The sequence below is a fragment of the Paenibacillus sp. alder61 genome, from assembly GCF_020179875.1.
GTDB classification, from domain to species: domain Bacteria; phylum Bacillota; class Bacilli; order Paenibacillales; family Paenibacillaceae; genus Fontibacillus; species Fontibacillus faecis.
This window is the reverse complement of record NZ_JAIUDG010000005.1, coordinates 159,334-185,095: the sequence shown is the minus strand read 5'-3', so window position 1 is coordinate 185,095 and position 25,762 is coordinate 159,334. Positions and strand designations below refer to the sequence as shown.

At 44.2% G+C, this 25,762-nt stretch carries 18 protein-coding genes and 1 pseudogene; 3 read left to right on the top strand and 16 right to left on the bottom strand.

The window, feature by feature from the left end; translation table 11 throughout:
• Positions 1-14 precede the first annotated feature (14 nt).
• The 5 genes from LBW89_RS07130 to LBW89_RS07110 form a co-directional block, all read right to left on the bottom strand.
• Complete coding sequence (locus LBW89_RS07130) at positions 15-734, bottom strand: type II CAAX prenyl endopeptidase Rce1 family protein (protein ID WP_148456476.1); 720 nt, start codon at positions 732-734, stop codon at positions 15-17.
• The gene (locus LBW89_RS07125) at positions 731-1,285 is read right to left on the bottom strand and encodes a PadR family transcriptional regulator (RefSeq protein ID WP_148456474.1); all 555 of its coding nucleotides are present in this window, start codon (positions 1,283-1,285) and stop codon (positions 731-733) included. Before LBW89_RS07125 ends, LBW89_RS07130 begins: the two co-directional genes overlap by 4 nt.
• Before the next feature lie 154 nt (positions 1,286-1,439).
• Complete coding sequence (locus LBW89_RS07120) at positions 1,440-2,009, bottom strand: hypothetical protein (RefSeq protein WP_148456472.1); 570 nt, start codon at positions 2,007-2,009, stop codon at positions 1,440-1,442.
• 118 nt (positions 2,010-2,127) lie between these two features.
• Positions 2,128-3,120, bottom strand: coding sequence for a tRNA dihydrouridine synthase (locus LBW89_RS07115; protein ID WP_148456470.1), 993 nt, complete (start codon positions 3,118-3,120; stop codon positions 2,128-2,130).
• Positions 3,121-3,359: 239 nt separating this feature from the next.
• The gene (locus LBW89_RS07110) at positions 3,360-4,364 is read right to left on the bottom strand and encodes a carbohydrate-binding protein (protein WP_148456468.1); all 1,005 of its coding nucleotides are present in this window, start codon (positions 4,362-4,364) and stop codon (positions 3,360-3,362) included.
• A 191-nt stretch (positions 4,365-4,555) separates the two neighbouring features.
• Between LBW89_RS07110 and LBW89_RS07105 the strand changes: the two genes are divergently transcribed.
• The gene (locus tag LBW89_RS07105) at positions 4,556-5,938 is read left to right on the top strand and encodes a PQQ-dependent sugar dehydrogenase (RefSeq protein ID WP_412066992.1); all 1,383 of its coding nucleotides are present in this window, start codon (positions 4,556-4,558) and stop codon (positions 5,936-5,938) included.
• Between the two features lie 96 nt (positions 5,939-6,034).
• Positions 6,035-6,910 carry a GNAT family N-acetyltransferase gene (locus LBW89_RS07100; protein ID WP_148456464.1) on the top strand — a complete coding sequence of 292 codons (876 nt, stop codon included), beginning with the start codon at positions 6,035-6,037 and terminating at the stop codon, positions 6,908-6,910.
• 329 nt (positions 6,911-7,239) lie between these two features.
• Here LBW89_RS07100 and LBW89_RS07095 read toward each other — a convergent pair whose 3' ends face one another.
• The 9 genes and pseudogenes from LBW89_RS07095 to LBW89_RS07055 form a co-directional block, all read right to left on the bottom strand.
• Positions 7,240-11,682, bottom strand: a complete 4,443-nt coding sequence (locus LBW89_RS07095) for a chromosome segregation ATPase (protein ID WP_225038844.1) — start codon at positions 11,680-11,682, stop codon at positions 7,240-7,242.
• Positions 11,683-11,687: 5 nt separating this feature from the next.
• The gene (locus LBW89_RS07090) at positions 11,688-12,425 is read right to left on the bottom strand and encodes a DUF6063 family protein (protein ID WP_225038843.1); all 738 of its coding nucleotides are present in this window, start codon (positions 12,423-12,425) and stop codon (positions 11,688-11,690) included.
• The gene (locus LBW89_RS07085) at positions 12,409-13,956 is read right to left on the bottom strand and encodes a replicative DNA helicase (RefSeq protein WP_225038842.1); all 1,548 of its coding nucleotides are present in this window, start codon (positions 13,954-13,956) and stop codon (positions 12,409-12,411) included. Before LBW89_RS07085 ends, LBW89_RS07090 begins: the two co-directional genes overlap by 17 nt.
• Complete coding sequence (locus LBW89_RS07080) at positions 13,926-14,978, bottom strand: Wadjet anti-phage system protein JetD domain-containing protein (protein WP_225038841.1); 1,053 nt, start codon at positions 14,976-14,978, stop codon at positions 13,926-13,928. The genes LBW89_RS07085 and LBW89_RS07080 overlap by 31 nt, the downstream gene beginning before the upstream one ends.
• A 235-nt stretch (positions 14,979-15,213) precedes the next feature.
• On the bottom strand, positions 15,214-16,287 hold the full coding sequence (locus LBW89_RS07075; RefSeq protein ID WP_225038840.1) for a PD-(D/E)XK nuclease family protein: 1,074 nt from the start codon (positions 16,285-16,287) through the stop codon (positions 15,214-15,216).
• 635 nt (positions 16,288-16,922) lie between these two features.
• Positions 16,923-21,236 (bottom strand): Eco57I restriction-modification methylase domain-containing protein, encoded by a 4,314-nt coding sequence (locus LBW89_RS07070; protein WP_225038839.1) that lies wholly within the window; start codon positions 21,234-21,236, stop codon positions 16,923-16,925.
• Positions 21,229-21,993, bottom strand: coding sequence for a methylase (locus LBW89_RS07065; protein WP_225038838.1), 765 nt, complete (start codon positions 21,991-21,993; stop codon positions 21,229-21,231). The genes LBW89_RS07070 and LBW89_RS07065 overlap by 8 nt, the downstream gene beginning before the upstream one ends.
• Positions 21,994-22,195: 202 nt before the next feature.
• Positions 22,196-22,609: a histidine phosphatase family protein gene (locus LBW89_RS07060; protein ID WP_225038837.1), complete on the bottom strand. Its 414-nt coding sequence runs from the start codon at positions 22,607-22,609 to the stop codon at positions 22,196-22,198.
• Between the two features lie 25 nt (positions 22,610-22,634).
• Positions 22,635-22,814, bottom strand: a pseudogene (locus LBW89_RS07055) (DNA mismatch repair protein MutT); the annotation flags it as partial.
• A gap of 223 nt (positions 22,815-23,037) precedes the next feature.
• On the opposite strand from LBW89_RS07055, the gene LBW89_RS07050 reads away from it, so the two are divergent.
• Complete coding sequence (locus tag LBW89_RS07050; protein WP_225038836.1) at positions 23,038-23,562, top strand: VanZ family protein; 525 nt, start codon at positions 23,038-23,040, stop codon at positions 23,560-23,562.
• Positions 23,563-23,682: 120 nt separating this feature from the next.
• Here the strand turns inward: LBW89_RS07050 and LBW89_RS07045 are convergent, their stop codons facing one another.
• A complete protein-coding gene (locus LBW89_RS07045; protein WP_225038835.1) occupies positions 23,683-24,705 on the bottom strand; it encodes an autoinducer 2 ABC transporter substrate-binding protein in 1,023 nt (340 codons plus the stop codon).
• 76 nt (positions 24,706-24,781) lie between these two features.
• Positions 24,782-25,756, bottom strand: coding sequence for an ABC transporter permease (locus LBW89_RS07040; protein ID WP_225038834.1), 975 nt, complete (start codon positions 25,754-25,756; stop codon positions 24,782-24,784).
• Positions 25,757-25,762 lie beyond the last annotated feature (6 nt).

The following is a 25,762-nucleotide window of genomic DNA, read 5'->3' as shown; positions in this document are numbered from 1 at the left end:
CCCTAAACAAAAGATCATTTCATAAACAAGGCACTGAAAATAACGACATCCTGCAAAAAATGAATCAACAGCGCCCAGAAGAATCCTTTCGTTTCCAACATCGATTTGGCCAAAAACCAGCCGATAAAAGCAGCCATCAATACACCCGGTATCCCGCCGGGGTTTCCAAAATAATGAACGAGTCCAAAGGTCGCCGCCGCTAACCCTTGCGCTGCATACGGAGAGAATCCATATTTACCAACAACGGCAACAAATGAATATCGAAAAATGACTTCTTCAGTAAAAGCATTCGTAAGCGCAAAACCGACAATGAGAAGAACCCCGGGAAACAGTTCCAGGCTTACGCCTCCCCCGTGAACCACTTGAAAATAGATGACAACCGCCGTTACCAACGTAATCACGATTGCAAAGTTTACACCCAGGTTTTTCCACGACTCCGTCTCTTTGGGTTTAATGCCGATCCACGGTTCGGGTCGTATTTGCCCATCCCGCCTCTTTAGGCTCAAATACGCAAGTCCCTTTTTGCCTGATAGCCCATATACCATGCCGATGACGATGACCGCCAGGAACAATGCCGCCATTTGATAGCTAATCTCTAAATTGTATACTTCACGATCGAATACTTTTAAGGCCAGAGGCGGACTGCTTCTCATCCACAGCAGGAGAGGGGCACAAGCGATCACCACGACCGCGATAAATAGGAGGGGAGCCAGGCTGCGCTGTTTTAAGTTCATTCTCGTTTCTCCTTTTCGGAAGGCTGCAACAATGCCAACGCATGTTCACACCACTCGATCGTCATTCGCAGGTATCGCTCACCGTAATCGAGCGTCAACAGCCATAGCTGTCCTTGTCTGCTGTTCCCGCTGGGAACACTCGCTTTAATTCCGGCAAGCACCGCTGTCATTCGCTCACTCGCTTCTAATTCTTCCTCCAGAAAAGCGACTAGCTGAGGGATATGACGTTCCTCGGAGACAAAAATCTTCATAAGCAATTCGTTCCTCATCACCGATTCCTCAGGCGGCAGGGCTAACCAGGCATCCAGTTGGTCACAACCCTGCTTGGTAATACTGTAGACGATTTTACGTCTTCCCGTCTCCGTTTCTTCCACAACCGACACAGCGCCCTCTAACTTCAACTGCTTAATGCTCTTGTGAATATGTCCATAGGATTCGTTCCAGAATAGACCAATGCTTTCCTTCGAGAACTTAACAAGCTCATAGGCGCTCATGGGCTTAATACGAAGCAAACCGAGAATGGCAAAATGAGTGGTATTGATTCTTTTCATACGTCCCCTCCCTCACGAACAATATATCTTTGAGATATATTTATATTTTGCATCATACCCCATTAAGCCACAGATTACAATCCAATCCCCTTATAAAGAAAAGCCCATGCTATCCTCAGCATGAGCTTTTTGACATATTTACAGGATCCACCCTTCACAACGTATTACGCCGCAGTTCATAAAAATACTGCACAATCGGATGCTTTAACTTCATCCCTTCGGACATGTTCAAGATCCGCTTTTTCCCGATCCTTCGATCCACCAAAGCCAGAACGTTCAATAGGATTTCATCGCTCTCCAGGCTCTCCTCGAAAGGGGTGGTTAGGAACTTATTGGCCACCACGATAAAATTGGATTTACTTAATGAAGCCTGTGCGGACAAAAGCGCTTTGGCATGCTCCGAACTTTTTCTGCTTCGCGCAATGACTGCTAAACGCTCCTCCGGCACGGGCCCTTTGGTATCTTTTCTGACCGCCTCAATGTCGTCACTGGTGATCGGAATTTGGATATCGGGATCATTCTTGATTTCCAGCTCCGTCTGGTACCATCTGATGGGGTTCGTCTTATCACTCATATTAAGGATGTTCTTCTTATCCACCGAGATATAGCAAATCCCTGATTTATCCGGCACATAACGGTAACCCGGTGCGCGGTATTCCACCCTTCCCTGTAACGCCGGACTGAGAAAGCTCTCCAACTGCTGCTTCAATTTGCTCCAGGACATATAAACTCCCCCTCTATATAAAAAAACAGAGGAAAGGCGTGTTGGTACGGGCTTGTCCCATCTCCATTTATCCGATCCCCCATCTTTTTAGTTCTCTCTTCTATTTTAACTCGGCAGCCTAATCCCCGCGCTCCTCCGCCCCGGCATGCTCCTTGTTTCTAAACTCATCCAGCAGCGCGCGTGCTTCACTTGTGGACTTGGTGTTCATCAAGCTGTTTCTTAACTCGCTCGCCCCGCGAAATCCCCGGACATAAACTTTAAAAAATCGGGGCAAAGGGCCGTACGAACGCGGCGGCCCGAGTGCCGAGTAGTGATCATGGAGATCCAGATGCAGCCTCAGCAAATCAAGCAATTCTTCACTGCTATGTTCTCGCGGCTCCTTCTCAAAGGCAAACGGATTTTGAAAAATACCGCGCCCGATCATAATCCCATCCACCCCGTACTGCTCGGCCAGCTTGAGGCCGGTCTGCCGATCAGGGATATCCCCGTTAATGGTCAGAAGAGTATCCGGCGCCACCTCATCACGAAGCTTCTTGATCTCCGGGATGAGCTCCCAATGCGCGGGTACCTTGCTCATTTCTTCCCTTGTCCGCAGATGAATGGACAGGTTCACAATGTCTTGTTGCAAAACATGGGTCAGCCAGTCACGCCATTCGTCGATTTCGCTAAAACCAAGCCTTGTTTTTACGCTGACGGGCAGCCCGCCGGCTTTGGCGGCCCGGATAAGCTCCGCTGCGGTTTCCGGACGGCAGATCAGGCCGCTGCCCTTCCCGTTCTCCGCTACATTCGCTACGGGACAACCCATATTAATATCGATGCCTTTGAAGCCTTCCTTCGCCATACCGATGCTCATTTGACGAAAATATTCCGGCTTATCTCCCCAAATATGCGCTACCATGGGCTGTTCATCCTCCGTAAACGTCAAACGCCCGCGCACACTATGGTTTCCCTCCGGGTGACAATAGCTTTCCGTATTCGCAAATTCCGTAAAAAACACATCCGGTCTGGCCGCCGCACTGACGACATGACGAAACACAACATCCGTCACATCCTCCATGGGCGCCAGAATAAAAAAGGGCCGTGGCAAATCACGCCAGAAATTATTGTTCATGTCAAAACCTCTCTATAGATACCGGGACAGTTCTTTATCCCGTAGTAGTAAAATCAACCTGTCTGCTAAAGGTAGACATCTAAACGAGTATATCATAACCCCAGGTGAAGTTCACTTACCCAATAACTTCAAAAAAACCATGAAAATCGAATCATGGAACTGCACGAACGAACCCTGAACAAATAAAAAGGCATGGGTTACGCAAGCAATGATCCGCTTGGTAACTCATACCCTTTACCTTAATGTTTTCCGCCATACCCCTTATAAGTAGCATAAACTGCATCTGCATAGAGATTAGCCAGAATAGGACGGCCATATGAATCCGTGGCTCCCGGATACCAGTTATCTCCTCCATTATAATGTAATAATCCGTTATATATATTTCCAAACTTCACAATCTTCTCGTCTAAAATCATTGCGCCCATACATACCTGATCCTGTTCACTGCTGTGATTATACGCACGGCCAAATTTTGAGCTGAATTGCGATAAATAGGCATTGCGTGTGTTTGGTTCTACTTGCATCAATCCGTCGCCGGCTGACGGACTACCTGGTAAGCCTGCTCCAAAACTGCTTTCTTTTTTGATAACCGCACTGAGCAATAAAGCAAAATCTCCGCCTTTACCAAATTTGTTGTCCACATTCATTACATATCTCCATATATGGCTTGGAACTTCGGACGGCTTTGTTACTGAAGGAGATGGCGAACCCGTATAAATTTTAACCGAGGACATTTTATCATTGATCGCGTTGCCAACCCAGGAAGAATCCGAAGTAAAGGTCCACTTGGTTCCTCCGAAATTATCATTCTCATATACTTCAACAGTCCAACCATTAGGAACCTTGAGAGAGGACATCCAGTCATTCGGAATTCCTTTTGCGTTCAACTGAGACAGTGTGTAATTGCCTGTTCCAACTGTTACTGCCTTCCCGCCATAGTTGATATCCGCATAGAATGTCACTCCGTTAGTCGGTGTTGTTGGTGTAGTCCCGCCACCGCCCTTCTTCCACAAAGCAGGAGCATTGGGCGGCTCCCAGCCTGCGAGGGAAGTGTGCGCCTGAAGACAGGTATAAGTACTTCCACTATAGGTTACCGTGTCATTTACCGCATATGCCGTATTCGGAGCCCATGCTCCTCTAGCTGCTGCGCTCGCCGATGGTGGGGCAGTGAACCATGTGGATAGAAATACAGCCAAAACTACCAAAAGTGATAAGGGGTTAAAAAGATACTTTTTTGTAGTCATTTCAAACCTCCTTGTTCAGTAATTATTCCAATTATATTTTATTTCCACTTTTCAAATTAATTCCTATGGCGTTCGGGTATTTTATCATTATTTTTACAGGTGCTAATAAAAAAAATCTCATCATATTTTAAAAAAGATTATTTTAACCAGGAGGAATTGAATTGAATCACGTTAAAGTCCGTCTACGGCCTATGGTTAGCGGGATAAACTTACCCACCGTATTAAAAACCACTTTCCTTCCGGGTGATTCCATCGAAAGTATTATGATTGCAACACAGGTCGGTGAGATCTTTTATATTAGAAACGGAACGATAGGGACTTTTTTAGATATTCGCCAGCGAATCTTAAAACTGGGAGGCTCCGGCGGCGGATACGATGAAAGGGGGCTGATAGGTCTAGCTTTTCATCCCGGATTTTACTACAACGGATTGTTTTATCTCCATTACTCACTAGCCGGAACCCAAGGTCCGGTCGCTTTTTCCGAATCCTTTAAGCCTAATCCGTGCGATCCCCGGACGTTAAACCTAAAGTGGACCGATAGAGAAACAAAATATGATCATATCGATACCGTTGAAGAATGGATTCTGCAATCGAACGGGCAACCTCAAAGGCGGCGTACATTACTGAATATAAGAAGGCCCTTTTTAAATCATAATGGGGTCAATAGCTTAAACTTTTCGCCTGAAACCGGAAAACTGGTTTTAACGACCGGAGATGGCGGATCCGCATATGACCCGTTTAATTTAAGCCAAGATTGGATGGAAATCGCGGGGAAGATCATCGAAATTGATGTAGGCATGAATTCATTTATTGATCACCCGCCTGTGGTTACACGGTTTAATGAACTGCCTGAATCTATTCAAAACATGCTTACGGTCACTGCAAAAGGAGTACGCAATATAACGGGCATTTCATATCAAAGACACTATAATTATTATATGAAGTACGTAGGGAATGTCGGACAAGATCTGGTGGAATCGATTTTTTCATTCGTTCAATATACGCCGATACCGGTTACCCAGCTTATTCAAGCATCAATGGCGGGGTCTGTGACCGGACAAAAAGGATTTATTAACTTCGGCTGGCGAGGGTGGGAAGGTGATTTACCTACCTCTGTAATAAGGGACTGCCCTGCAAATCCAGATTGGAGTGAAAAAAATATTTCATATTTCAATGAAACCCTGGAAACTTCAGTGCTGCGCCTTCCGCCGCTAACGAGTTATTATCATGAAGATCCCCGTCCCGACAAGTTTGGAGGGACTGCACTCACCGGGGTCCAGGCTTATAATGGAAACGATATCCCTGATTTATCTGGAAGCGTTGTGTTCACCGATCTCGCTCGATCTCATTCAAATCCTGTCAGGGGCGTTCTAGCCTATACCAGGGTAACATCCGACTGCAAACCAAACGATTACAATGTCATAGAAACGGATTATCATTTTGGGTCTAGTGCCGCGTATTACGTTAGTTTAGGAGCAAATCAGAATCAAACCCGGCTATTTTTAGGAGTTTATGGCTCTATAAAAGTGGCTGAGCCGAACCAAGGCACTGTATTTGAGATTGTTCCCTTATGAGCAGAATTGTTGACTATAATCATATTCTACCTAGTAAATACGGGATAATACCACTAATATACAGACAGTTACTTTTGAGGATTAAGGGAGAATACCATGCAGAAATTTATATTTACGAAGGATTATAAAAACAATGAAGCACTTCGAAAGAGTTTTTTCGAACTTGCTACCGACACTTTTGGTTTAAGTTTTGAAAATTGGTATCAAAAAGGATTTTGGAGCGAACGATATATTCCCTTTTCATTTGTTGAGGGAGATAAGATTATTGCAAATGTTTCAGTAAACATTCTTGAATTAATTATGAATGGAGAGAGGAAGAAAGCCATACAAATTGGAACCGTAATGACACATCCTGAATATCAAAGAAGAGGATTGTCTGCAAATTTAATGAACAAGGTTTTAGAGGAATATGAGAACAAGTATGATTTCATGTATCTCTTTGCTAATAATACGGTTCTTGACTTTTATCCCAAATTTGGGTTTAAGGCAGTAGAAGAGCATCTGTTTTCAATGGACTTTATACCAAGCCAATATGAGCATAAAGGCATTAGAAAACTAAATGTAAGTCAAGCAGACGATTTACGTTTAATTCATAAATTTGCATCAGAGAGAATGCCCGTTTCTCAACGTTTGGGAACGGATTATACGCAAGGAATATTAATGTATTATTGCTTGAACGTTTTTAGTGATGATATTTATTACTTGGAAAACGAGAACGTTATTGCTATTTATAAGAAAGAAAACAACCACATGGACATCTTCGATATTATCAACACAAAGGAAGTCAAAATTCATGATATTTTGGCTAAAATTGCAGGTCGGGATACCGAAAAAATAACTTTCCATTTTACTCCGGATTATAAAGGTATCGATATAGAAAGTAATACCTTTCATGGCGGCTTATTTGTAAGAACAAATGGCGAGAACCTCTATCCTGTCCACGTAAAACACCCAATTACATCAATAGCTTAAGGCTAGGTCGGACAAATTTTTTGTTATTTAAATTCCGACTAAATAACTTGGTTTTCATCAATAACAGAAGCATAGATGTAATAATACTTTCCCTAAGCAGTGGGTAGGGGCACAATAAAGGACGACTGTCAATAGCCGCTCCTAATCGAACATATGTTCAAAAAAAGAAGCGGGACTGTACCCGCTCCGTTACTGTATACGCCAATACACCTCAACTACAATTCTTCCTGACCATCAGTGAGCACTCCACAGGCACAATGCATCAACCACAAGCATTGATCATGCTACAAGAACAATATGAGTAGGATACCTTACTTTATGGAATTTCACTAAAACAACTCCAGTTGTTTTCCCTCACTCCCGATCCTGTCCATCGATTCCGGCGCGTGGTCACGGAAATACGCCTGTTGAACCTGCTGCTGGGGATCGACAATTTGCTTCCCTCCCCCGCCAGCTGCTGCACGCAAGCGACAGCTATACACGACTGGAAAATAATCCTGAAGGAACTTGCCCTCCACATGTGCGGTTAAAGCAATCATTTGGAAGCCTAATTGCTCAGCGATATAGAATACGGGGCTGAGAACATGCTCACTCGAAGCCTTGCCGAACGGATTATCCAAAATGACCGCACGGTGACGTTTCATCTGACTATGAATATGCTGGCGCTTTTCCGCCACATAATTCAGAATCCCAAGGAACAAGGTCATGTTCTTGCTCCACTTCTCACCACCTGACCAGCGGTTGGATTCCTCCCAGGAATAAGTAGCCCCTGTCACCTGTTGATCGTTATTCACTTTTCGGCAACTGATGCGTATAGCCGCGCCTTGCTGGAATACTTTCTGCAGCAACTGCTTGGCATCCAGCCACCTCTCGAGATCCTTGCGGATTGCCGCCGACTGCTCCATTCCATTCACATCCCGGTACTTGACGTGCTCCAACTGTGAGATGATCCATTCGATATAGGTACGGATTCGTTCCTTGCCCTCCTGCTCATCCCAATCCGGAACATGGAAAACATAAATCTCCTTATTACCGCTTTCGGTTCGGACCCGGGTCCTCTTGGGCAACTCACGTAGCTCTTGTGCAATCTGTCTTAAATGGGCTTGTATGTGCGTAATAAACTGTTGAAGCTTCTGGTCCTCTGTCTGCATCCGCAGTTCAGCGATCTGATTGGCCTTCTGAATACTTGCCCCCATCATCGCCTCGAACTCCTGCAGCTCTTCATAATTGTCCTTTGCTTCTACTCCCCGCTCGGCCATCTCCCGTAACTTTACATCCTGGACCTGTCGCTGACAGAATTCCCGGAATCTCTGACGGCTAGAAGTAACTCGGTCCCGCTCCTTCCCAATGGCTTCCCGCTGCTGTTCCAAGCGCCTGATCACGTCCTGACTGCCGATCTCCAGACGATATGCAATCTCTTGCGTAAGATCTCCATCCGAATCAGACAGCTTCAGAAAAGGATCATCCAACTTATGCACCCGGAGATAGCTGTTCCACAATTGCAAAACCCGGCGCGTCTCGCTCAATCTTTGTTCCACTACATTATGAAGTCGATCAAGTTCTTTGCGGGCTTCATCCTGTTGCCGTCGTTCATTTGCTTGCCTCTCGCGCACGCGGCTAAGCGGCTCCAAAAACATAACCGGTCGCTCGTTATCAAATTCCTTCTCATACTGCTCCTGCTGGATGCGGATCCTAACTTCTTGCTCGCTCAGTTCACGCTCCTTCCGATCCCACGCTTCACGGACCCTCTGAACCTGCTGCTCCAGTGTACGAAGCTCCGCCAATGCGGCCTTTATTTTCGACTCGACATGCAACGGAAGCTCTAGCTCCGTATCCAGATCGTCATATGCAGCCGCAAGGCGCTCCATCAGTCTGGAAGCCTCCACTTGCCGGTCACGTTGATGCTCAAGTGCCTGCTCTAGTTCCGACCGCTCCTTCATGATGCGGTGCCGCTTCAGGTTAAGCCCCTTATGTTCCTCGCGCAACTGAACAATCGATTCATCCGTGGGGAGCGGTAGACAATCCTGAATATCCGGATACAGTTCATCCTCCCGCAGCCGTTGCAGTTTCCCGTGAAGATCAGCATGGTGATTCTCCTGCAGATTCAGCTCCCGCTCAAGAGCTTCCAAACGCCGCTCCCAACTGTTTATCGAACGTTCGGCCTTTTCGAGAGTCTCACGAGCAGGCAGCAAATCTTCCTTAATCCTTGCCGACTTCTCGGAAAGCAGCATATAGAGCTGCCCTTGCTCCAGTTGATAAGCCACATGCTGCTGACGCTGGGAAAGCAATTGCTGGGCCTCACCTAACTCATCTTTCTTGCGTTCCAGTTGTTGCAGATCCTGCTCGATATCCGCGAGCTTCTGCTCCAGTCGCCTCAATATTTCCAATCGCTCCGCGTGCCTCTGTTCTTGCTCATGCACGACAGCCAAAGGATAACTGCGGAAGAACCTCTCCGCAAGCTTCTGAGCATCCCGCCATACCTCAAGCTCGTTCTCCTTCTCCCGTCTGTTCTGTTCGGCAGCCTTTGCCTCCCGGATGATCTCCTTCTTCCATTCCTGAAACCGGTCTAGGTCGTGAAGAGTTTTCCAATGGGCTGGCTCCACCCAAGCGCCATCCGCCTCCGCAGGGGATTCACCCACCGGGGTGCTACTGACCAATTCCTTCGCTTCCTGAGTCGATAGGATGCGGATCGGATACTGCAGTTGATCGGCCGTCTCGGCAAGCTTACGTATAAGAAGCGGCTTTTCCTGCGAAGTCGTCACAAGCGTCACAGCCCATAGCAGCTTGTCATCGGACGAATCCGGCACAGCAGAAGCATAGCGGAGCCCCGTCTCCAAAAGCGAAAATTGGTTGCTCCATTGCTCGGCTAGTCTTGCGGCTTGAGGATCTGCGAAAAACTCCTCTTGATCCTCGTAATCATCTACATAGCGGAATGCCAGCCGTTCCTTGTGAAGCAGTTGCTGCTTCTGCCGCATTCTCATCCCTAACCCGTCGGCCAACTTTTCACGAATCGAATCCGTTTTGTCATGTACAGAAGCCATCCGCTCCCAGGAGGAATGCAACTCAGCCAATGTCCCCTTTACCTGTTGATTCTCCTGCTCGTAGCGGTCCCGCCAAGCCTGTAGCTCAGTCAGCTCCTCTTTGATCCTAAGCTGATCTGAGGATGCCGCTTTACCTTCCAGTTGCAGTTCGCCTTTCCTGCGGTCTAGCTTCTGCAGTGCTTTCGTTTGCTCCAAGCCCTGCTGCTCCAGCAGTTGCTGTTCAGAGAGCCACAATGGCATCTGCTGCTCAACGGTTTGCGAGGACAGCTGGGACAATATTCTCCGAGCAATCCCGCCCTGCTGCTCTTGTATCATTTGAATCTGTGTATCCAAGCCACGAATCCGAAGGAGCTGCATTTCCCGCTCCTGAACAGCGGCATCCCGCTCGCGAAGGCCGTCCTGCCTCTGTTCCTTCAGTGTATCAAGCCCTTTCTGCACCTCCTGCATCAACTCGGACAGACGCTTTTCTTCCCGATCAAACCATGCTTTAAGCTTCCGGCCGTTAAGCTCCCACGCCTGCTCAAGCTCCTCCTCATCCTGCGACTGGGCCACCTTAGCCAGTTCCTGCTGCAGATAAGTAATCCGCTGCTCCGCTTCCCGAAGTTTCTCCCGTTGCTCCGCATATTCCAGAGAGTGGTAGTAACGCGACGCCGAAGCTGCTTGTTCCTCTAGTTGCTCTTTTTCATCTCCAATAGCCTGCAGCTCCGTCTCCAATCCCCCAGCTTTCAGTCTCTCATCGGCGATTGCAAGGGATGCTTCCCTTTTACGCCAATGCCTGAACTCTCGTTCCCAATCCTCCAATCGTGCTTGAAAACGGACCTGCTCCGCCTGCTGTTCCTGCTCGACATTCATCGCTACATCGAGATAAGCTTTGGCTTCCTTCCGCAGTGCCTCATACTTAAGCTGTTCCCGATGCAGGATCTCATAGCTGGCTACATACTTGTGCAACTCCGCAAGGATACGCCGATTTTCCTCGATTTTTTCCTTCAGCTCTTTATACTGCTTAAATCCCTCCCGCTGTACCTGGAACAAATCTGCAAATGTCCCCTGCTTGAAACCCTCCATCGATTCTTCTATCGTCGGTATAAGTAGCCGGTCTACCAATTGGGATGAAGTTTTACATTCATCGAAAAACGCCTCAACCCCACCCTCGCTGGAATTGACCTTTATAATCGCCTCCCATTCCGACTGGATGATATGAAAATGTTCTTCAATATATTTCTGAAACCCCGTAATCGTATCAAAGGTTTTGGCCACCAGCGGATTCTTCGACTGCATCGATTGATAATACTCCTGAATCTCACCTTTCTCCCTTACCCTCAGCTTCCCGCCGCCCATCTCTTTCGTGAAAGGTAGAAGTCCCAGCCGATGGTCGTCATTTTCGGAATACTCATACACATAACGCAACGAGTCCAGCCCGGTCGCGCTCATAAACAAACTCACGCAAGTAACAGCGTATCTGCGCCGGGGTTTATCTGCCAATATCCACTCAATCGCCACATGGGCCGGGCCATTCTCAAGCGAGAGCGTATCCTTCATCTTCCGTCCCGCTACATCACTGTGAGGCAGCACAGCCTGAATCGCAGTTTGAATGAATACCGTCTTCCCGCCCCCGTTCTCCAGAACAATCGCTCCGTTATGACCGTCAAAATAAAAAGTGGAATCATTGTAGCGCTTGGCTCCGCCCTCATAGATCACATTCGTAAATCGGATTTTCGAAATGACAGGCATCGGATCTAAGCCTCCTCTTTCCGTTTCGGCTCAAGGCCATATAGAAATTCCAGAATGCCACGATTATATTCCCTCTCCATAAAATAACGTTGCACGATCATTTTCGTTTTCTCCGTCAAATCCAACTCATCGGGTCCAACTTGTTTTACCAACTCCTGATCGAGCATGAATTTCCGGACCGTATCAAGAAAGCTCATCCGGCTGATGGTTGCACCGCTCTGCCGCTTGGCTGTCTCCTTCACATCATCCATAGCATCCCACTTCTCAATAATATCTGCCCAGTGGTAGGAATACTCTTGACTAAGCGCCTTTAATTCCTCTACGGAATGCTCCTTCAGCCCGTTGATCCGTTGCTGAACCATATTCATCCATTCTTCCATTTGAAGAAAATTACGCGTCGCTTCCGTAGTCTGATAACTATCATAAAACGCACCGATTAACACAATTATGGCCACATACATCAAGTACAAATCTGCATTCACCGCATTGCCGCGTAGATACATCCGCTTAAGTGATTCATTCGTAATATGAAAAGGAGACAGCCTGGCCAACGGAACCAGCATCAAGCGGTCACCCGCTCCCATCGCGACACATTCCACTTCAGCGGCAAACTGATCCAAAAGCCCTCGGACGTGGTCATCCGCCTCCACCTGTAGCAAACTTTCTTTATCGGCAACCCCGGTTCTGGCCAGCTGCGCATAGATGCGGAAGGCAGTCATGACCTCATCACCGGTGTAATTCATCCTGGTCCCCTCCCAACCGAATGATAAGTTCTTGGATAGAGTAACGCTCATTAACCCTAAGAATGCACTCTGTCTCCTGAATGATCAGCGTTCTCCCCTGCAATTGAGAACGGATCGCCTCATAAAGATTTTGGTCCGATTCCCCGGATTTCTCTTCATCCATAACCGGATGAATCGGGCTGCGTTGATGTAATATAATCCAGCAATCGTAAAAATCTCGTTCCTTCTTGAGATCAGCAGCTTCATCCTGATCCAAATACGCAATAAATTCACTCAACCGGACTTCATCCCGATTTAACTTCTCATAACAACGCAGAAGAGCTTCTACCACTTGGACTAGACGCTCTTTACGCTTCCGCAGATAAGAAAAATTCTCCTCTTCCTCATCCAGAGCAAGAAGACTTTCTTCAATAACAGACCCATCATCATGTCCCGAAAGCTGTTGTTTGGCAAATACCGTAAGAGGCGACCATACCCTGACCTGTTCCAAATGCAAGAACGGGGCTACCACTCCCTTCATCGCCTCAATTGGCAAGGGAGTGCCGAATAGGAATGATGCAATATCTTGCTCAAAGTTAAACGCATTCATCCCCGTGTAATAGAGTGACTCTTTGGCAGCGCGAAGAGCGCTGCTCTCCAGTTCCATACTTTGTTGTAGCAGTCTTGTATGTTCGTTGTGCACTTTTTCTAGTTCGATACCGATTCGAACAATAAACTCATAGGGCCGTTGGTTTTTCATAAGTTCCCGTTCAGCGTAAATTCGATCCTTCGTTTCCCTTACAAAATCCCTGAGCTCGTTAAACTCTTCATTTTCACGCTTCAGCCTGAGATAAATATCCTCTAAAAGAGAGCGATAGCGGGCAAATGTTTCTTCAGAAACAATGCTTCTCTTAATTTCATGCTCCAAAGAGACAATTCGGTCTTGTAAGGTTTCCACATCGATCATCATCTCATCGATTTGGCGCAGTGCTCCCTGGAATTCCCCCTTTTCCAACTGCTTGCGCAGCAAAAGCTGATGGATGGACAACTGAAACTCCAAGTAAAACTCCTTAGTAGCAAATACCAGTTCGAGACCATCCTCATCCAATGCGTAATATTGGGTATTGGTTGCTACATCATACGAATCAGTACGCAAAATCGACGTATAATGAACCCCTTCTTGCCCTGTTCCCAAATGAAAAAAAGAAAACTCCCGCTTCCGTCCGGAGGAAGGGCGAAACACATGGATGATTCTTCGTCCGATGTCATCCAGTTCTTCTTGGTCGAGATCATACTTGTCCTCCAGAACAGCGGCTAGAAAGCCGACCAGTTCCTTCACACTGGTCTTCCGGCTTCGCATCAGCTTTTTCTCAAAGAAGAACAGCAGCGTCAATAGCCCCAATTCCATCATCGCCACTTGTTTCCCACCACGATCTGTTTTCCTTTGCCGACTCAACTCGAACAGCGGATCAAACAGGGCAAGCTTGCCCATTCGTTCTTGGAAGCCAGACAGCATGTCATTCAATTCGATTGGTATCCCTTTTGACTCCATACGGTCTCCCTCCCAACTCGAATCAATTCCTCACTTTTCAGAGTTTCTTGCGGGATATAACATCCCTCACCCAGCATGGCATTGATCCGATTGGCTTCCTCTTGGTTGAAAAAACTTATAAAGGCGTGCAAAGCCTCTTCATTTAATCGGTGATTTTGCTTCCCTCTAGCCGAAGGCTTGTCTAAGCATGCCAGGTAGAAGGGCAACGCTAGCTTCACCCCGAACTTCACATGAAGGTCGTACCAGATCATAATTCCTTCCAGATCGATATCTCCAAAATAGTAAAGTTCATGGTCTGCGCTTTGAACCGGGTACTGCAGACTGAGCATCCCCAGGTTCCCTACAATTTTCCGGCCATAGCCTAAAATCAAGGAGGAGAAGGCCATCCCCGGAAGCTCTGGTACCAGCCCTTGGAATGTCGATTTGTTCTCAACAATAAGATGCAGGTGGTTCTTGCTGGTAAATCCGATGGAAGGATTGACCGCTAACATCAAGGGATCGCTAACCGGGACAATCTGGAGTTGCTCCCATATGCCTAGACGCTCCAACAAGGCTTGTCCTCCGTGGTCCGTAATCCACTTCTCGTCCTGAACAAGCTCATAACTGCGTTCGGGAGCCGGTGCTTGGCGTGTTGGCCTCGATCCCCGCTTCAAATACGCATCGATCTGTTCAATATAAGGCAGGTCCGCACGCCATATGTCCGGGCTGAGGCGATAGTAAGCATCCAGACTAATGTCAGGGTGCAGTCTTGTGCTCCACTGATGCAGTTCTCGAACATACTCTCCTTGTAGCAACCGTTTATTTATGCGGTAGTGATAGGCTAACGAAAGCGGCTTTCCATTCCGGCCGTGTGACTTGACCGCTTCAAGACTCCCCTCATTTTCAAGCTCCATTACGATTCCGGCAAATGTTTCGTAGTCAATCTGCTCACCTTGGAATGCTTGCTCCAACTCCGATAGGCTGATCATTACCTTGGAAAAAGTACATAAAAAGTCGATCAGTTTTTGTTTGTATCGCATCATTTTCCAGCCACCGTTCCGTACATTTAGACTTGCACTCGTTCACGTATCCACTTCCACTAATATGTGGGCTAATTTGTTCTCCAATCTTTGACCATTCCCGCCCGGCTTTAAACAATAAGCTCCCATCCGATATCGCTGGCGATATTCTTCTTTGAATAGGGCAAATTTTGTTGCCTCAGTGACACTGGAAGATTATGGTCAAGGCGATATCCTTTGCTCATGCTACTTCGAATGGTTATTTCCAGTATAAATCAGGATTTTTAACTTTGATCTCTTGAAGCTCATTTAATTTTTCCAGGAAGAACTTCTGAATCTCGTTGATGTGATCCTCATGATGAAGAAAATCGACTAGCCTACGGTCACAGGAAATCCCTTGCCATTCTGCGTCAGTGTTTAGATTGAAAGTTTTCCAGTCCGGATGTGCAGCCATAAAATTCTGCATGGCAGCCACTACTTTAGGAACGTCTGGGCAGCGTCGTGGACAGAATTCATAAACGATAGAAACGAAGGGATAATCTTCATCTGTTATATAAAACCCAACAACCACCTCGGTGGCTCGACCTTCCTGCTCGCTAGCTTTAACGTACCGTTCCATGTACTTTAACTGGGTGTGACGGTTGTTTTGCTGAATCGCCTTACCGAAATGTTCGGTCATCACACCGTCTATTACTCCATCCATGCACTCGTCCATCATGCGTTGCAGCCGATTCATATTTTGAATAGCATATACGTCAACAGGCGTGAACTGCCGATTATCTTCCAATCCGATCTCCTCCATATAATTCAAAACTTTGGACGCATAGATGTTCTTCTCCTCCAGCTGCTTAACCCACTTGAAAATTTGAAACCACCGCTTCTGCCTGAAAACTACGTTTTTTTGATTCGCTAATATGAGAGATACATCCTTTTCATCAAAATATTGAGTTAAGTAAATTAAGTAACAATTCGTTCCTTGATTAGTGAGTACGCCGAGATGATCAGCATATCTAGACAGTTGGTCTGTTCCTTCCGGAGAGCCTAGCTTGCTTTCGATGAACAATACATAAGATTCCTGTCCTTCGTAAAATCGAATTACCATATCCGGACGGCTATCCATCTGATGATGGGGCAAAGCCGGAAAAGTTACCTGCGTTTGAATGGATGAATACTTCACTTCCTGCACTGGAATTTCTAATACATTTCCGAGAAAATCTATCATCTTCTCCTGATCACAGAGAAGTTCAGCGAACACTTCTGTCAAAAAGTCCTCGTGAGGATGGCCGCTGCTGCTATTTAACACCCGAAATAGTCGTGAAAAAACGTTCTTCATCGTCTTCTCCTTTTAAAGAATTCAACGCTCTAAGTTTCTCTTGAAATGCAGACACACTTCGGACGAATACATGTTGAGCAACTGAACGGGGCAATCGCGATATTGTCCAGAATATCTTTCCCCTCTATGTCGAATCCAGGTAAAACTAATTTGTTTCACATTTTGGCTAATAAACAGAAGATCAACAACTCTTTACTGGAGCCAGTCTGACAATTTAATTCCGGCTGGCGAATATTTAAGTAGTCGCTGCTCCCCGATTTGGCTGGGAAATGTGAATTGCACTTAGCATATTGCTGCATTCCGAGCATTTCAGAACTGCCATACCTAATCACTCTATCGCTAATGTTTGTTGATCATATTTAAACATAGTGAATAGACAATAGGTTGTAATCAACTATACGATTATGGAATAAATCCCCTTTACTGATAATTCAACAATATAGGCAAGAAGTCCTGTAACTATGCGAAAAACCCAAACAAAGCATTAAATAACCGCTTTGTTTGGGTTGCAATAAAGAGTCTGTCAATAATAAGATTCTAATTCAAAACCAAAGAATACGAAAAGAAAAACCTGATTCTCTATTTGCTTATTAAGAGCGAGACCTTCCATAAATCAACAAACGTCGACTTGTATTTTACATTGCTTTCATTCTCGTTTCAATGTGATTGGTTTCTTCATCAGATAGCCCATATTTTTTATATAGTTGTTTATCAACCTCTTGAACTGAAACTGACCAATCAATATCCGAGTTGTTAGAGAAGTCTTGTATAGGCACAAATTTAAATGTTTTAGAAGTTGCATCTTGGCTGCCCTTCGCTAAACCATGAAGGTATCTGGCGAATTTTGTCTTAAAGTACTTTGAAAGGTTGTTGCACGAAATTTCATCTAGCCTTAAATCTGCCCCAATAACTAGGTAAGATTCCGTGCAAATTGTTTGCGGTGCCCCAACAAAAGTGTTTAAATTATCATCATTTAATTCAGTACCGACATTATTCGCCCTAGGAGTATATACTTTCCAAATATCAATCCATTGAGGCCGAACTACAATATCATTTCTTTCAACATAACCCACTATTTGTCCTTTTCCGTAACATTGGATTGGATTATACAAATCTGAATTTGTTTTTCGGAATTTGCTATCTTTAATAAAATTGCCTTCAAAACCAAATGGTTTACGAGTGGAAACATAATTCTGCATAGTATCTATATTTTCGTCAGCGAATACTTTGTTAAGTATACTTATTGCTTTTCCATCTCGAACAAAGATATCCACACCTTCAATTTTCATTGGTCTATTAACATCATCAATGACAACATTATTTTCGTGAGTAACAATTCTTGTAAACTCTTTACTGTTGTCATAATTTTCATCCCACAAGAAGTAGCATACACCACCACGAATATTAGTATTAGGGAAAATATCTTCAGGTGTCAGCCAGTCATGCAGTTCTTTAAGATGAACGTCATTTAACATTTCATCACGAAAATCGTCAAGACCTTTCCCTCCTGCATACCAACGTGTCGGCATTATGAATGAAATTAATTCTGGATTAAGTTCCTTTGCCAAACGTACAAAATGGTGGTAAATTGGGCTAGCACTTGCTTGCGCTCCACCATCCATTTCTTGATAAGGTGGATTTCCAATAATGACATCGAATTTCAAATTCTCATCTCCAAAAATTTCTGATATTTTCATTTTAGCATTATTATTTTTTGCATATTCGGCTAGATCACATTCAACTATATTTTTAAACGAGATGTTTTTGAAATCTGCAAAAATATAATTTTTTGCAATATTGTATATGATGTTACTTGGCGCACAAGCATAAACTTGATTTTCGAGAATCCACTTAATACGTTCTTCAGAATTAGGAATTTGATCTTTCAATCCTTCATTCAAGCGTTTAACGATTTCTGTGATATAAAGCCCACTTTTCGTATATAAATCAATAAATTTAATATTATAATTTCTAAAAATACCAGGTTTGTTCTCTGCAATTAAATCAACCATTAATTTCACTACTCTTCGAGGAGTGAAAATTTGGTTTGTTTGCTGCGGGGGAATGTAATCAAAAATATCCTCAACCAGTGTTTCATCAAAATAGTTCGATAATCTGTTCTTAGTGTTAAAAAATTCTTTAATACTAGCATTAAACACAACTTCGTTGAATAGACCCGGCACTTTACGGTTATTACCATTATCATCTACATAATCAAAACCATCACGCAGTTTCCTAAATTCATCAACTGTAATACTTGTTAATTCTTCAAAAGAAGGCTCATCAATGTTCTCTTCAAAATTATTCAAAGTGGTATTTTCGTTACCATAAGCCATGAGGAATGCTGGGATGGTTCTAGCAAATCCGCGCAAATGATCCCGAACATCATCCTCAGTGGTTTTTTTCTTTTTCTCTTCCACTTGGACAATCTGTTGTTCGACTGCAATTTCAATAGTTGTACTTAAATCTGTATTAAGATTTTCAGTGAATGTTTGATTAACCTCGACCTTTTTCTGTTCCATTTCTGTTACTAGTTGCTCTAATTTATCTTCGTCATTAGCTTGGTGAGCGTTTTGAATTTGGACATTATAATCTTGTTCAATTTCTTTAACTTGATTGTGATATTTATCTACATTTTTGTGAACTACGTCTTTAATTGCCGATGTTACTTCATTTTTTGCTTTATCTGCTTGAAAATTATTCAAGTTAAACGTCACTTTCAACTTGCTAAACCCTCTATCTAGAGTGTCTTTGATTCCTGTAGTAATACTTGTAATTTCGGGAATATTAGGAACATTGGGAATTTCCATAACTTTATAGATTGCTTCACCAAATATTTCTTTAGTTTGATTAATAACAATCTCTTTAGGAACATCAATATTTCCACCATCATCAATCATTGGGTTTGTTACATTGACTTCTCTACGATCTATCAGACGTTTATTTTTTTCCGGTTTGATTTTATCAAGTATCTCCTTGAATGGAGAATTCCCACCAAAAACACCTGAAATATTCGCGAATAATAGATTACTCATAAATCCACGCTTTACTACTTCTGTTGAAGTTATCTTCGTTGGAATAGTCAAGACCTCAGTTGCGTCCAACTCATGCATATTACCTTTATCATCTTCCCCAATTACTGGAAAAAAATTCAATAGCTTTTTAATCTTAATTAAACGTTCTTCACTTGTTTTTGAGTTACCACTCGATAAGTTATTGGCAAATTCATCAAAGAGTAGTAGCGTTCGTTCTGGCGCAAAATCAAAGATATATGCGTTTTCTTTTCTATAAAGTTTACCATCGTGAACAAATTCATAAGGGTTTTGAGCACGGAAAGCGGCTTGGAAATATAAACTCGGTGACTTAATATTGCTAAGCATAAACACCGCAGACCATTCTGGTATTGTTATACCCGTTGTAAGTTGACCAACAGATAAGGTTATGGTTTTTTCGTTCTCTGAGATTGTCTTTCTAACCCTATTGAAACTGTTCTCATTCTTTCTATAGTCTAGTCCTTCTTCTTCAAAATTTGAATCGCTGTTAACACTTACTCCGTCACCAGCCGCTAGTATTATTTTATACTCTCCAAAAACATGATGTGACTTCAACAATCTTTCAAGTGCTTTAGCAGAGTTAACACGAGGTAAAAGCCAAAAAGTATGATTTAATTGACTCCTATATTCATCTGTAGCAAAAGGAAACTTACCTGAAGATAGGTTATCCAGAAAGTTCTTCACGCTTGCTTCATATTCAAATTTTCCGTCCTCTTTAACTCTGAAAAATTCATTCAAATCAAAAGCATAATCAACATTTCTATCGTCATTTAATGTTAACCCTTTGGAGACTTGTTCCTCAATCATCTTACTCATTTGATAAGTGAATAGACTTAGAGTTGGTAGATTATCGTAAGGGTTACCTCCAATTGTGTAGTCCCAATGCAACTTGGCTTCTTGCTCGTCCACATACGACCAGTTGAATATCTGTTCTTCATTGAATTTATTGTTTGCCAATGCTTTAAAGGGAGTCCCCGACAAATGTAGGGTGAAGTTCCTTTTGATTTTGTCGAACGCCACGTCTGTTTTGGCAGTATCAACCCCCTCATGCGCCTCATCGATGATAAGTAAATCCCAGTTTAGCTGACCAACCCATTCAAGTTTTTCATAAACGCCACCTGCAAACTTTGCCCCTTTCAGGTCTTGGAGTGAAATGAAGGCGATTTGCGATGGGTTCTCTTGATCAGTAGAATTTAGAAATTCTATGAAATCCCTACGAGATAGTGCCTTATCCTTCAGCGAGTCTGTTTCAGAAATAAATTTCATTCCTGTTTCTTGCCAAGAGATAAATTTATTAAAATCGTCAAACCATGAATTGGCTATAGCGGGTCTATTGGTCACAATGAGTACATTTTTTGCATTGATTTTCCTTACAAAATCGTATGCAGTAATTGTTTTCCCAAAACGAGGTTTTGCATTCCAAAGAAACTCCCTTGGTTCTTGCCCACTATTGTAATAATCAAGAGTTAGCTGAACGGCTTTACTTTGTTCATTCCGAAGTTTGTAGGTCGAACGAGCTTCATCAATTTGAATTTCATCATAATCATTATTTATAAACTTATCCGTTAGAAATTCTGCCTTCTCGAGTGTCCCGTTGAAATAGAACCATTCGTCTGCATAGCCATTAAAGTCCCTCTTCTGAATCCCATTCTGTTGCAGAAAACGATGAAGATCTTTATCACGAAACCATTTACCATCAGACTTCTTAGCAACCCTTTCAAAAAGAATATTCGGGTTGAGACCGGCTGTTCCAACCTGTTCTAATATACGCTTTCTAACTTTTCTATTTGTTTCACCAATTTTGATGTAACCCTTATGAGAAGGAACTTCTGGCAGGATATAAGCATAAATTTTCAAATCCAATTCTTCATAAGGTTTAATCACAGTTCTATTCATCGATTTCCTCCATTTCTTCCTTGTATACATCAGTAATCTTTACAGGAACGTATTTCATTCGTTTTCCATATGTTTTAGAGATGTCATCATCCAATAAGTAAAACAAATCCAGTTGTTCCACTTTCACTTTCTGATCAGAAGGTTCTCCACTTTCTTTTTCTATGCCCAAAATAATATCATCAAGCGTATATTCAGTGCGTTGGATCATAATCGTCTTAACATACTTATTGAGGTTAACGGGTTTCCACTCACTAAAAACAATGGGATTACCATTTGAAGTTGACTTATTTAGGAAATCTCCCTGTACAATATTTTTAGAGATAATCAACTTTGCACTGTTTAAAACCTTGTTTTTTACTTTTGCTCCAACCACAATTGCTTGACGCTGATAGGCTTCATAATAGGCTTGATACAAATTCATAACACATTTTTGAGCGTTATCTTCAAGCAATTCAACACCATATAGCGTTGACAATATAAGAAGGGAATAGTTCTCGTACCTTGTTAAATCATCACCGTAATTTTTCACTACTATTTTCATCTTTCTATTTAAAACTTCAACAAGGAACGCACCTTCTCCAACAGCCGGCTCTAAAAAAGTGGAAGTTAAGTTTAAACATGCCTCCCGAAGGTTAGGCAAATCAAGAATTTTATTCACAATTCTTTTTGGTGTGAATACTTCACCGTGATTTTGAACACGTTTTTTATTTTTTATTATTTTTTCCTTGTCTATAGCTAATTCACTTGAACTTCTCATTATGTTCTATCTCCAATACAAGCAAATCGATTTGCAGTCAATACCTTTCCCCACCTATTCCTGAATTATATCTTAAGAGTTACTCAATATAATTATTCCCTTAATGTAGTTCTCATAGCCACATTTTAACCTGAACTGTAATTATTAAAAAGTACTTGTCATAAGATGATCATGTTTAAATAGGGTCTACCAAACAATTCGTCTATTGTTCATCAGATAGAAAATTCGTTTTGGAATATCCCCCAAGATCCTCCCACTCAACTACACTAGTGGCACGGCCCGTCGCCGTGTTACTGGACTCTCCGCCCTCATAACATATGTCTAAGTCATCGTATGTCTTGCGAAGCATATCTCGCCAATCAGAATGATTCTTGTTTGATAAGAGCCTTTCAGCCAATCTATCATCCAAAACAACTTCTATACCTATTTGTTCAGCCGATGGAGCTATGGTGCGGTAAGCCCTTTCAAAAGGGCTTGAGATGATAAAATCAATATCTTTATTTAAGAGAAATTTAGCAAGATTCTCAGCTTGATGAATCCCTAGTTCAGTTAGCTTAGCATCAGGCTCTTGCCCATCTGCTTTGCAATGTCGCACAACATAAACATTTTTCATCATTATGGTTATCCCCTTGCTAGTGCTACTCTTCATAAAGTTCTCGCTTTACAGTTCGTTCTAGGATTTCGAGTGCGTTACCTTCAACATCTACTTTTCCTCCCACAAGAGATAGAGTTCCCCCTGCATGTTCCTCTTTGGTACTTCGTGTAATAACAAGCCACTTATCATCCCTACAGATTGCACCTTCTACGTTTACTATGAACACGCTGTCTTGCTCCTCTCTAAGAGATTCTACTATATCAACTTTAACAATATTGCAGGGGGCCTAATCGGAAGCTCCTTTCCATTTAAGTAACACTGTACACTCCACATTAATCCTCGTCTATAAAAGCTTAAGGAAATCGTTATCTTTTTCCAACTAAATCTTAAATTTTGTGCTTTATCTTTGAAATATAAAACAAAGACCAGCACGAAATGAGGGAGTTGTAGTGAATACCAAAAGAGTGAGCAGCAGTATGGTGATCGCGGCAATGCTTGCCATTTATATGTATATTGTGGTTAAAGTGATTCTGTTTAAGTTCCACAGCATTGACCCGCATTTGATCAAGCAGCAGCTAAAGGCGCACTGGCACAGCCCTGAGATGATTATGGACCAGTTAACGTTCAGGGCGAATCTTGTTCCTTTCCATGTGATTTTCACGTATTTCGAACAAGCCACCCTGCACAGCTGGGTGAATTTTGCCGGAAACATCCTGATCTTTATGCCTTTCGGCATGCTGCTCCCGCTTCTGTTCAGAGGGATGTCGAATCCCTGGTCAAAGGTGTTCATACTGTCCTTCACCTTCAGCTTAGGACTTGAGACCTCTCAGTTGATCCTGGCAATCGGCATGTTTGATGTGGATGATCTGATTTTGAACACATTTGGGGGCTTGCTGGGGTATGGGATGTATCGGGTTTGGATGATGACAAGATCGCCGCTTCCTCGTAATAACGGCAAACCTGCTAGAAGTTGAAAATATACCTGCAGCAAGTGAGATCTGGATTTGTCTACCCACCCTTTAAGCAGAAAATACAACGTTAAACGATAAAAAGCGGACCACCAAATGTAAGGCGATCCGCTTCTGCTTGCTTCATTAGAAATTAAATTGTTCGACGTTTTCCTTCGTAAATTCGGTCGGCGGACCCATGATGACCGTTTTGTTGTCCGATTTCACTTGAATTTTGCTTACGCCCGGCACCTCTTGCCCGTCGGTCGGAAGCTTGCCGTCGACCAAGTCTTTCGCTAAGGAGACCGTCAAATAGCCGAGGCTTTCCGGGTTCCAGAGCAGCGCGGAAGACATCGAACCGTCCAAGATGTACGGCTTCGAGTCGGTCGGCAGCGACGCGCCGACGAGCGCCACTTGGCCTTGCAACCCTTTCTCTTGAATCGCTTGCGCCGCGCCGAGCGGAGCGACCGTCGAGAACGCCATAATTCCCTTCAAATTCGGATATGCTTTTAACAAGTCGAGCGTTTTCTGGTAAGCGACTTGCTGCTTCTCGTCGGTCGCGATTTTATCATTGACGAGCTTCAAATTCGGGTATTTTTCTTCCGCTTGCTTTTTCGCCCAGTCGATCCACGTATTGAGGTTCGCCGCCGACATGCCGCCGGTCAAGATGGCGATTTCGCCGGAATCGGTGCCCATTTTTTCGACCAATTTATCCGTTACCGTGCGTCCGAAAATTTCGTCGTCAATTTGATGAACGGACAAATCGACCACCGATTGATCCGCAGGCGTATCCCAGTCCATCACTTTGATGCCTTGTTCTTTGGCGCGCTTGAGCACCGGCGTGAGCGATGCCGGGTCGTTCGGCGCCACCGCGATGACGTCGACTTTTTGCGAAATCAAGTCTTCAATGATTTTGACTTGCTGTGCCGCGTCCGCTTGGGTCGGGCCCGTGTAGATCACTTTGACGCCGAGATCTTCGCCCGCTTTTTTCGCGCCGGTCTCCGATGCGTTAAAGTACGGGATACCAATCACTTTAGGCACGACCGCGATTTTGATCTCCCCGCCCTTCTCCTCTTGCCCGCCGCCAGACGTCGCCGAATTCGTGCCGCAGGCCGACAACACGAGCATGCTTGCCAATACTGTCGCAATAATACCGGAAAACTTCTTCATCTCTAATTGCCCCTTCCTTTTTCTTATAAAGAATGAATTTATGATTCATGCCCTTCGAGAGATGGACAGCATCAACTTAAACCGACACTTTCGAGCTTATCGCTTGCTTCAAAGCTTTTTTGCTTTCCTGTTTGGCCGAGAAGTAATTCAGCGTCAGTACGGCGATCAAAATGATGCCCATCAGAATGTCGACGATCGTCCGCGGCACTCCAAGCAAGTTTAGCCCGTTGGACATCACCTGGAAAATAGCAACAGCGTACACCGTGCCGACCACTTTCCCGTAACCGCCCGAAATTTCCGTTCCGCCGAGTACCGATGCAGAGATGGTGAGCAGCAAATACGAGGAACCCAGGTCGACCTTCGCCGAATTGTAGCGCGAGATCATAATCAGTCCGGCGATCGCCGCCATAAATGCCGAGAACAAATAGACGCCCATTAACACTTTCTTGACATTAATGCCGGAAAATTGGACGGCGATCGGATTAATGCCGACTTTATACACGCTGCGTCCCCATGGTGTCCGATTGAGCATCACCGACGTGATTACCGCAATCACCGCGAAAATAATGACTGGCAGCGGAATCGGGCCAACCGACAAGTTGCCGAGCAAGCTGAAAGATTCCGGAAAACCGGAGATGGCATTGCCCTTCGTAATCGTCAAAATAACGCCTTCGAACAATACCATGCTTCCGAGCGTGACCAAAATCGGCGAGATGCCGATGACCGAGACGAAAAATCCGTTAAGCAACCCGCACAATAGCGCGATCGCGACGCCGGCGGCGACCGCCAGCGCTATTGGCATGCCGGAAGCCAAACAAAGTGCGGTCATGACGCCGGCGAAGGCGGCGGTGTACGTGATCGATAAGTCGATGCCGGAAGTCACAATGACAACCATCATGCCGAGCGCCAGTATGCCGAGCTCAGGCAATTGGAACATCATGTTGCTCAAGTTGTACGGGTCCAGAAATCCCGGCGCAATAACCGCCATTAGGATGAACATGCCGAGCAAAATGACACCGAGTACCGATTCCTTGGAAAATTTGAATTTCATTCGCTC